Source organism: uncultured Olegusella sp., from assembly GCF_947253395.1.
Classification (GTDB): domain Bacteria; phylum Actinomycetota; class Coriobacteriia; order Coriobacteriales; family Atopobiaceae; genus Olegusella.
Map to the genome: position 1 here is coordinate 1 of NZ_CAMXYY010000054.1, position 9881 is coordinate 9881.

Annotated in this window: 9 protein-coding genes; 5 read left to right on the top strand and 4 right to left on the bottom strand. The window is 55.5% G+C overall.

Annotation, left to right across the window (positions count from 1 at the left end):
* Nucleotides 1–3611: hypothetical protein (locus Q0X25_RS05530; protein WP_298579699.1), on the bottom strand; the 3611-nt coding region annotated here is incomplete at its 3' end.
* A gap of 308 nt (nt 3612–3919) precedes the next feature.
* On the opposite strand from Q0X25_RS05530, the gene Q0X25_RS05535 reads away from it, so the two are divergent.
* From Q0X25_RS05535 to Q0X25_RS05545, 3 genes are all read left to right on the top strand, one after another.
* Nucleotides 3920–4822, top strand: coding sequence for a diacylglycerol kinase family protein (locus tag Q0X25_RS05535; protein WP_298579702.1), 903 nt, complete (start codon nt 3920–3922; stop codon nt 4820–4822).
* Between the two features lie 238 nt (nt 4823–5060).
* Complete coding sequence (locus Q0X25_RS05540; protein WP_277259667.1) at nt 5061–5549, top strand: NAD(P)H-dependent oxidoreductase; 489 nt, start codon at nt 5061–5063, stop codon at nt 5547–5549.
* Complete coding sequence (locus Q0X25_RS05545; protein WP_298579708.1) at nt 5546–6304, top strand: hypothetical protein; 759 nt, start codon at nt 5546–5548, stop codon at nt 6302–6304. Before Q0X25_RS05540 ends, Q0X25_RS05545 begins: the two co-directional genes overlap by 4 nt.
* Before the next feature lie 114 nt (nt 6305–6418).
* On the opposite strand, the gene Q0X25_RS05550 is transcribed toward Q0X25_RS05545, so the two are convergent.
* From Q0X25_RS05550 to Q0X25_RS08535, 3 genes are read right to left on the bottom strand one after another with little or no spacing between them, the layout of a single operon-like run.
* Complete coding sequence (locus Q0X25_RS05550; protein WP_298579711.1) at nt 6419–7390, bottom strand: TlpA disulfide reductase family protein; 972 nt, start codon at nt 7388–7390, stop codon at nt 6419–6421.
* A gap of 24 nt (nt 7391–7414) precedes the next feature.
* Complete coding sequence (locus tag Q0X25_RS05555; RefSeq protein ID WP_367270405.1) at nt 7415–8278, bottom strand: 4Fe-4S binding protein; 864 nt, start codon at nt 8276–8278, stop codon at nt 7415–7417.
* 52 nt (nt 8279–8330) lie between these two features.
* Nucleotides 8331–8495, bottom strand: a complete 165-nt coding sequence (locus Q0X25_RS08535) for a CD1871A family CXXC motif-containing protein (protein ID WP_367270404.1) — start codon at nt 8493–8495, stop codon at nt 8331–8333.
* 73 nt (nt 8496–8568) lie between these two features.
* On the opposite strand from Q0X25_RS08535, the gene Q0X25_RS05560 reads away from it, so the two are divergent.
* Together Q0X25_RS05560 and Q0X25_RS05565 are read left to right on the top strand one after the other, a co-directional pair.
* Entirely contained in the window at nt 8569–9240 is a 672-nt protein-coding gene (locus Q0X25_RS05560) for a response regulator transcription factor (protein ID WP_298579715.1), read from the top strand.
* Nucleotides 9241–9881 (top strand): histidine kinase dimerization/phospho-acceptor domain-containing protein (locus tag Q0X25_RS05565; protein WP_298579718.1); only part of this gene is annotated, 641 nt, incomplete at its 3' end. It lies immediately after the preceding gene.

Genomic DNA, 9881 nt, shown 5'->3' on the forward strand with positions numbered 1-9881 from the left:
TCCGTGGTCGCCGTGTCAACGACCTTGCCTCGCGCATCAAGAAGCTCCATGCGCACGTCGGCAATCACGTTGGAGGCCTCCGCGGCATCCATCTTGCCGTCGTAGTCGGCATCCACCCAGGCAGTGCCTGCCAGCAAGCCTGGAAGCGGCGTCATGGCAACGGGCTGACCATAGCGATATCCCTTGCCCGAACCCAAATCACGCAGGTAGATGGGTGTATAGACATCGAGAAGGTTCTTCTCGAAGTCTTCCTTGGGAACATCGCGCAAGGTGAGGTTGAACTTGAACTGCTCGCGCTGCTTGGCCGCAAAGACACTGTCTGCCGGAGACTCGATGCGCACAAAGTTTACGGCGTCCCAGTCTTTCTGCGTCCAAGAGGCGGTATCTGCCTCCTCGGTCCAGGCGAAGCCGTCCCAGTCGAGCGCCTGGCTCGTGGGCGTGGCGTCCTTGGCATAAAAGACCTTGTAGCCCGCTGGCAGCTCACTCTTGATGCTGCCATTCAAAAAGAGGTCAAACTGGAATGCTCCCTTGGGTTGGATGGCCTTTCCCCAGTTCTGCCCCTTCTTGGGCACGGGCCAGTACACCTTGAAGCCGTTGGCATCGTTGGTGGTGGGATTGTTTGCAATCAGGCGATAGTCCACCGTGCTGTTGGCGCCAATGCCCGTCTTGGCAACGCCGTCGTAGGTGATATATTGCGTGTCGGGCTGGGTGGCCATCTTGGCAGCCGACGTCACCACCAGATCCGTGGGTGCTTTAATTATCCACTTGCCCATGGGCGCACCCAGAAGGTCGTCCGTGCTGCCGTTGCCATTAAGGTCCCACTTGTCCTTGGCAAACCCGTCTTTGCTATACACCAAGTCCTCAGTGGTGTCCGTGTCGTACTCATACCACATGAGCTGAGAATATTCGCCCGGTACATCTTTTTCGGGGTCAGACGCAAAGCTCACCTTCACTTCGACGGGGGCAGTATATGCCCAATACGTCTGGATAATAGCGTAGGGCGTTAGCTTGGACTCCTCGCGCCATGCCACCAAGGGGCCCGTTGCACGTGTGTCATAGATGTCTTGTTTGGACGTAAAGCCAGAAAAGTCAAGCTTGTACACCTTGGCGTTGGGATAGGTGGCCTTGAGGGCATCCGAGGCGGGTACCTCGTACACGTTTGGCTGCTTGGGGCTGACACGACCACGCTCATCTACGGCGCCGTCTTTGTTCCAGTCTTCCTTTGAGCCATAGACTGAGCGATACGTCATCTGAAAGCTCAAATCGTCGCCAAGGGGGCTCACGTAGTAGATGGCCTTGTAGGTTTGCTGACCTTGGGCACTGCCGTCCCACCTAGGATCAAAATAGTCGAAGGTCGAGTTGTTGATAGTGTCACCAACAGTGAAGACCATGGGATTGCCACCATGCCAGGCAAACACCTGGCCATGGCCCTGAATGAAGCTCTTGCCCGTGAAGGCCGTGAAGGTGTCACCGATGGTTACGTGGTCATAGGAACGACCAGGGTACTTTAGGAGCACCTCACCCTTGCCATCGTTGAAGTCCCACTTATTTTGGTTGCGATGGTGCCACGTGGGCTCCTCCTCGCCTGTGTTCTCAATGCGGATACGCGTCTTGAAGAGGGTGGGGTCATCTCCCCACTTGCCTTTCTCGCGCACCTCGTTGGTGAGCACGCGACCACGGAAGTAAAAACCAGCCTGTTCGGTCGTGCCCTCAAATCCAGTCTGGTTATTCTCGTAGCAGGTGAACTTGGTCTTAGCGGGTATGGTGTTGATCTTGTACTCGATATGCTTGATGTAGATATCCTCGGTATGTTTGCCCAACACGTCATCCACGATAAAGCGCTGCTTGGGATTATCCACCGTGCGGGTAAAGGTCTTGCCCGTCTTGCTGTTCCAGAATGTCACCGTAAAGTCGCTCACTTGGGTGGGCTGGGTACCGTCTGGCTTTGCCTTTGAGATGAAGGGCAGGGCCTGATCCGTGACGCCCGCAATCTTGGTGTCGTTGACGTCGTAGTCAATGATGATGGTCTTGGGCTTGCTGTTGCCAGTACCGCGATTGCCCAAGGTAAAGTAGCCAAGCGTGCGATTCTGCGTGTGCTCGTATCCGGGAGCACCCAGATAGACCTCGTTGTCGGCTATGTAGCCCTCCCACAGGGGCCAGTCCTTGTCATTGGCGTTCTGCTTGTACATGGTGGTGTTGACGTACACATCCTCTTTGGGCTTAGCAATCTCATAGCGCCTAGTCTTGAGCTTGGAGGCGTCATAGGGCAGGTAGGCGCTTGTGCCAGAGGGGCTGTAGAACTTGGCGCCCACGTCAATCTGGCTGATCTCGACCACGCTTCCCACTGGAAAGTCAGCCACAGGAAAGCGCCACATGGGGTTGAAGGCCGTCTCATAGCCGGAGATGGGAATAGTAGCGGCGTTCGTGCGCCGCCACACGTAGAGCTTCTTGCCAGCTGGCACGGTGTAGGTAGTGCCCGTGCTGAGCGTAAACTGCTCCCCGGGACCATACACCTTGAGATCCTTCTCCTTTACGCCGTTGTTGCCATCAGGAGAGTAGCGACCTAGGTACTCGGCCTTTTCGGGTGCGAGCATGGCCAGGTAGTAGTCCTCGAGCATCTGTGCTTCATAGGAAGTGGTGTACTGCGGACCAAGGGCTGCAATCCAAGCGATGTCATGGCCCGTACCCTGGGGGTCGTCAGCTCCTATCTCCACATTGCCGTTGGCATTAAGGAGATTGCTGTAATCTTTAGCAAAGCGAATATCTCCCAGCTTGGGCAGATGTGTCACGGACAGGTCTGCGCCCACCTTCTGTGTGGTGGGAGCCTCACCCGCCTTGGTGTAGGCCTGCGTGAGCGTGATGGCATCCGTGATATTTGCAAGACCTGGATTGAAGCTAAAGGCAAGACCCATGGGAAGGTCAAAGGTGACCTCCTGCGTGGTGTCCTGAAAGCGCAGAGTGAGCGTGCCCGCAGAGCTCCTGTCATACACAACGGACGGCTTCTTGGCGGCATCGGTCTGCTGCTGCGGCTTGACAACACCGTCTTTCTGAAGCTCGCCCACCCAGCCGAGCGTCTTGTCAAAGTCAAAGTAGGTATCCCACTGCATGCCATAGGGCAGGGCGATCTCGATGGACTTGTCTGTTGCCGAGGGGAAGACGGCATGAACGCGCAGGTTGAATTTCCTGCCTTTTGGAAGGCTTAGCGTAGCCTTGGGATCAGAGAGAGCACCGTAGGTGGTCTCGCCATCCTTTGAGACGAGGGTACCCTCGATAACGGGTTGGGTCGCAGGAGTGCGAAGCGGCGCGCCTTTGGGTGTAGAGGTCATCGCTGGCGAGTCGGCAGCAGGCGCAGACGCGTTGGCTGCGTCATCCTCGGACGCTGCGTTGGAGCGCCCTTTAGAGCTGTCCTGTGTGGCCTTCTCCGTGTCAGCGGACGTGTTGGCATTGCTTTCCTTACCAACGTTGCTGCCCCCCTGAGAGGAAACTTGCTCTTCAACAGGCGATGACGTCGTAGGCTGCTCACGCGCCCAGGAAGAGTCAACGAAAAGGGTAAGTTGCGCAACGAGCAAAATCGCAAGGAATGCGGCTAATAGCCGTCTGGTGGTGGTCATCGTCTCCCTTTCACCCCATACCGTATGCGGAGCATCGTGGTGCGGGTGATGGTTCCGCATGCGCATACCAAAGCCTACGACGGCAGCAGTAAGAACCGCAACGCCAAAGACAATGTTAAGGTACCTATAAATACATAGAAGTATAACCCCCCCGCGAAAACTCAAATTAAATTGCTAGGAAATACCTTTGTGTTTACCTATCAGAATTGACTTCCCGTCGCCCCGATGGCCAACTGCGTCATAATAAAATCAACCAAAAAAGAGGTGCGTATGAGCATGGCATTTCTTATAGCAAAAAGGGGGTCCTTATGAGCACGGCGCTTCTTATTGCAAATCCCAGTTCGGGAAAGGCTGATGCCGAGGAAGAGGTTTCGGCCGTAAGCAAGTTCCTCGAAGAACACTTTGACGAGGTGACAACCCAGCTGAGCACCAGTGCCGAACACGCCATGAAACTGGCACGCGAAGCTCGGACCAGCGGCGTTGACGCTGTCTTTTCCCTTGGGGGCGACGGCACCGTGAGCTTGGTGGTCCGCGGTTTGCTTGACAGTGCCGCAGACAGCGATGAGCTACCTGTCCTTGGCATCCTTCCTGGCGGCACAGGCAACGGGTTTGCCCGCACCCTCGGCATACCCTCCGATGTGACATCTACCCTTGAGGCTATGGACTTCACGTCCACGCGCCCCATCGACATCGGTACCGTCAACGGAACGCCTTTTACCTACACGGTAACCGGCGGATCGCTGCCCGAGGGTATTCGCGACGTCTCCTCTGAGGACAAAAGTCGCTTTGGGTTTTTGGCCTATGTGACAAGCGAGCTTCAGCGCATCGGCGGAGACGAGAGCTACCGCCTGCGCATCACCGTCGACGGAAAGCGCTCGGTGGAAGACGTCAACTCATTTGTCGCCTTTTCGGTTAACACCATGGTCAACATGGTCACCACCGAAGAAAGCTCCACGGAAAGCGACGGCCTCATTCATCTTGCCGTGCTCAAGGAGGCGACACTCCCCTCGCTTATGTCCCTCCTTCCGAACATCCTGACAAGAACTGCCGAGGAGAGCGACCAGGTGCTCCTGCTGAGCGGAAAGCACATCCGCATCGAGTGCCTTGACGGTAGTCTGCGCTGCGGGCGCGACGGAGATGACGGGCCAGAACTACCCATTGACCTGGGCATCCTGCCGCAACGCATCAAAATCTTTGCCTTGAAGGGATAGCGGGGGGGTATCTAGCCCGCATGGGGCTTTTCTAGCGAGCACGCGCTGTCCTTTTGGCGATTCTCACGTCGGCGCCATCCGCCCAATCTGACAGAACCATTACGTCAGGCACACGTTGCCCTGATAAAGAACCGCTATGCTGAGATATCAACATTGCGTCCCCATGCGTCTCGACGCACCCCTGTCTGCGATGCTGCGAAACGCGCGGAAAACTGATGCGATTAGTTTTGGAGGGCCCTTGGACGTCATCGTGCATGACCTCGACAAGCAATACAGCGCCCTGCTCGCAAACCACTGCGACCACGTCATTGAGGCAGACGGCCGATATGCCGGATGCCAGGGCTGTTTTAACTGCTGGACCAAGCATCCTGCCGAATGCTTCATCAAAGACAAGCTCCGTACGGTCTGCCGCATCATCGGTCAGGCGGATAGAGTCACCGTCATCACGGAAAATTTCTATGGCAGCTACAGTTCCCAGGTCAAGGCGGTGCTCGACCGGAGCATCGGTAGCTCCACGCCCCTGAGCTGCTATCGCGAAGGCCAGATGCACCACTGTCTGCGCTACGGACCTCACAACCTGTGGAAGGTCATCGTCTATGGGGACATCACCGCACGGGAGCGCGAGACCTTCCAGCTGCTTGCCCAGCGCAACGCTATCAACGACGGTTTCGAGCGCTGCGAAGTCACTTTTCTTGACGATCTCTCACAGCTGCGAGGTGCGCTATGAGGACCCTTATCGTCAGCTGTAGTCCAAAAAAGCGGCTGAGCGCCTCTGCGCTGCTCGCGCACGTCCAGCGCTTGAGCGTACGTGGCACGGTGAGCCACCTCGCGCTCAGAAGGCGCAGCGACTTTCCAGCCGTTCTGGAGCACCTCTGCCAGGCAGACGCTGTCGTCCTCAGCATGCCGCTCTACGTAGACGGCGTGCCCTCTCACGTTCTCGAGTTTCTCAAGGAGGCGGAGATGTTCTGCAAGGCTCACGACCTTCATCCCCGGCTCTACTGCATCGCAAACAACGGATTTATTGAGGGCAAGCAGAGCGAGCCCCTCATGCGGACGCTCGAAAACTTCTGCGCACGATCCGGCCTTATCTGGTGCGGAGGTGTAGGCATCGGAGGTGGCGTCATGCTCAACGTGAATGCCGTGCTCATGAGCCTTCAGCTTGTCCTGCTACCGGTGAGCTTGCTGCTAAACCAACTGCTGCCAAATGAATCCACGACGCTTGATGTCCTGGCGGACACGGCAATAAATCTGCTGATCCTGCTTGTCCTCAGCTCGACCGTCCTATTTTTCCTCATACGTCAGGGATGTGCTGTCAGCGCGGGCGCAAATGCCGGAACCCACTACACCCGCATCCTCATTCCATCGTTCATTTTCATCCCCATAGCAAACGTGTTCTTTGTCATCGTGTCCCTGTTTCAGGGAGGCTTCTTTAGAGGTTGGCTTGCGCCCAAAGAGATGAGCCGATCCAATCCTGAGGCATGAGTCCCTAGCGCAAGTGAGCCGCGAATTGCATCTTTATAGACAACAGTGCGGCTGCGCGGTGGTATACCGCGCAGCCGCAGATGCTAAGCTCCTTGCGTTGTGTGGTGTCAAACCCTACTTCGCGCTGTTCGCGATCGCCTGATCAATCAGCTTGTCCAGCGCCTCTCGCTGCGCAGCAGACGTAATTGCACCTACGATGGGCTCTCCTACAATGTTGCCTTTGCTATCAACAACGTAGGTGGTCGGGAAGGAAAAGAGCCCCGAGACAAGCTTACCCGCATCACTATCCGTCTTGAACCAGACGTTTTTGTAGGTAATGCCCTTCTTCGACAGGACATCCTTGGCATCCGAGATCTCGCCCTTGTTGCCGTCGAGCGTAAAGGAGTTAACACCTACGACCTGGCCTCCCTTTTCGGCAAGCTTCTTGTGAAGCGCCTCAAGCTCTCCAAGCTCTTCCACGCACGGCTTGCAGCTGGTAAACCAGAAGTTCATCACAGTCACCTTGCTCTTTGAGAAAAGCTCATCACTGCTCACGTCGTTACCATCAAGATCTTTGCCCTTAAAGCTGGGGAACTTGGTGGACTTGCTTGTATCGCCTGTCATTCCCGCACTCGATGCATCAACACTATCGCCTGATTCAGGTGCTTTTACGCAGTCGGGGAACTTCTTCTTGAGCGCCGTAAGCTTATCCTCAATCTTTTTGATCTGCTCGGCCCCTGCCTTGAGTACGTTGAGCTCATCAGTCGAGAACTTATCCTTGGCACTTTCCACAGTGGAAAGCAGGAACTCACCGTAATTTGAGCCGTTCCCTATCATCGAGGAATCCTTGTTTGCCTCAGCAAATACCTTTTCCCACAGCTCCTTATCGCTTGAGAAAATGTCGTTTTCCTTTTGCATGAGCCTGTTGTACAGATCGCTTGCTTCCTCGGCGTTCTTTGGCTCCTCTGCAATAAAGGCCTCGATGTCCGCATCGCTTCCTGCTGGCTTGCCCTTATCAGCTCCGGGCGTCGAGCAAGCCGCAAGACATAACACCAGCGCAGACATCACCAGTGCAACTGCAATCTTTGGTAGCTTCATAACACTCATAACTTTCCTCCGTTTTCTTACAACCTAAATCTTTGCTTTTACGTGCTGCTTGTCCTCGCGTGGTTGAGAAGAATGTTTGTCCGGCAGGCTTAAACCGTAGCGAAACTTAACGGCACCAACGGGACAGGCGCTTACGCACTTGCCGCAGCGAATGCACTCGGCATGGTCGGGCGACCGCGTGACATCAACGTCCATCTTGCATACCCTTGCGCACCTACCACACGAGACGCACTTGTGCTGGTCAACGCGCATTCCCAGCAGGGAAACCTTATTCATGAGCGCGTACCATGCGCCAAGTGGGCAGATCCATTTGCAAAAAGGACGATAGAAGAGCACGCTTAGCACAACCACCGTCACCAAGATGATGAGCTTCCAAGTAAACAGCCGGCCTAAGGCAGAGCGTATGCCGACGTTAACGATTGACAGCGGGATTGCGCCCTCAAGTACCCCCTGCGGGCAAACGTACTTGCAAAAGAAGGGATCGCCCATGCCTATATCGTTTATCACCAGCGCTGGAAGCAAAACTACAGCAAGCAACAGCACGGCGTACTTCACATACCGAAGCGGCTTGAGTTTTTTTGTTGATAGCTTCTTGCCGGGAATCTTATGCAGCAGCTCCTGCAACCAGCCAAACGGACACAAAAACCCACATACGAAGCGTCCCAGCAGCACGCCGATTAAAATCAGCGTTCCCGTCACGTAATAGGAAAAGCTGAACTTTGAGGATCCCACCACCGCCTGAAACGAGCCTATGGGACACGCGCCCGAGGCCGCCGGACACGAATAGCAGTTGAGGCCAGGTACACAGACCGTTTTGCCCGTACCCTGATAGATGCCGCCCCTCACGAAATTGGGCAGGTGGATATTGGTGAGCAACGCTGCCACCATCTGCACCCACGTGCGAAAACGGCTCAAAAGATGTGAGGCGGAGTTATTTTTCTTATCCAATTCCGACACACTCCAAGCATAATCTGATAGCCTTAGCCAGCACGGCGTCTGCCTCGCCGCGCATAACGCCAAAGCACACCATGCTTATCCCGATGACCAGCAAGGCAGACTGAGCTATGGGTTTTATTGCTTTGAACAATTTGGTCGCTCCTTTCATCTCGCGTAGCATTGGACCATACCGGCCATAAAATCTTTGTTAAGCGTGAAAAGACCTGCCCGAGGAGAGTGTCATGCGTATTTTGGTTGTCGAAGACGAGCGGGTGCTCTGCGATGCGATTGCGCGCAGCCTGCGAAATCTTGCCTATAGCGTTGATTGCAGCTACGACGGGAGCCAAGCCTTAGAAATGCTTGCTGTCGAAACTTTTGACCTTGTCGTGCTCGACCTCAATCTTCCCCATGCCGATGGCATGACCGTGCTCAAGGCCCTTAGGGAGAATGACCGAGAAACCAAGGTGCTCATCTTGTCAGCCCGCTGCGAAGTTGCCGACAAGGTGGCGGGGCTGGACGCGGGGGCCAACGACTATCTAACCAAGCCATTTCATTTAGATGAGCTTGCAGCGCGTATTCGCAGTCTGACACTTAGGCACTTTACGCAAGACGATGTTGTGCTGACCTGCGGAAGTCTTTGCTTCAACACCAAGCTACGTACAGCAGCCATCGGTGATGAGGTCTTGTCTTTGACCCGCAAGGAAACAGGTATCCTGGAATATCTCATGCTCAACCAGGGACGCCCCATAAGTCAGGAGGAGCTCATCGAGCATGTGTGGGACAGCAGTGTGAACAGCTTTAGCAATTCGGTGAGGGTACACATCTCGTCGCTCAGAAAAAAGCTGCGCTGCGCCCTGGGGCACGACCCCATCTGCAACCGCATTGGGGAGGGCTATGTAATGGAGGAGGCCTAAGTGAAACGACTCTCGCTGCAATGGCGCATTACGCTGATGACGGCGCTGCTTTTGTGTCTGACCTGCGTACTCCTCAATTGCCTGATTGGCTACTTAGGCATGCGCTCCATGGAGTCGATTGGCATTGGTCTCGCAGCACGCGATGACATCAATGGGGACCACCCCAGCTCGTTTGATCCGACGAGCGAGGAGATTGACCACGATCTCACCATCGTCGTGAGCGATGCGCAGGAGTCCTTTGGCACAGCTAGCTGGTATATAACGGCAGGCATAACGCTGCTCGGAGGTGTGCTGGCGTATTTCGTGAGCGGATGTGCGCTCAAGCCGCTGAGGTCCTTTGCGGCTCAGGTCGAAAACGTACGGCCCGACAACCTGGCTGACATGAAGATTAGCGAAGACGTACCATTGGAGCTTGCGCGTTGCAGCGCGTCATTTAATAACATGATCGACCGCCTTGACGAGGGCTTTGCTGCGCAACGACAGTTCACGGGCAACGCTGCGCACGAGCTGCGGACGCCGCTGGCGCTGATGCAGGCCCAAATAGAGCTGTTTTGCTCCGAGCACCCCGACGCGCAGCCCGATACGGCCAAGCTACTTGGATTGTTGCAGGAGCAGACCGAGCGCATGTCTCAGATGACAAG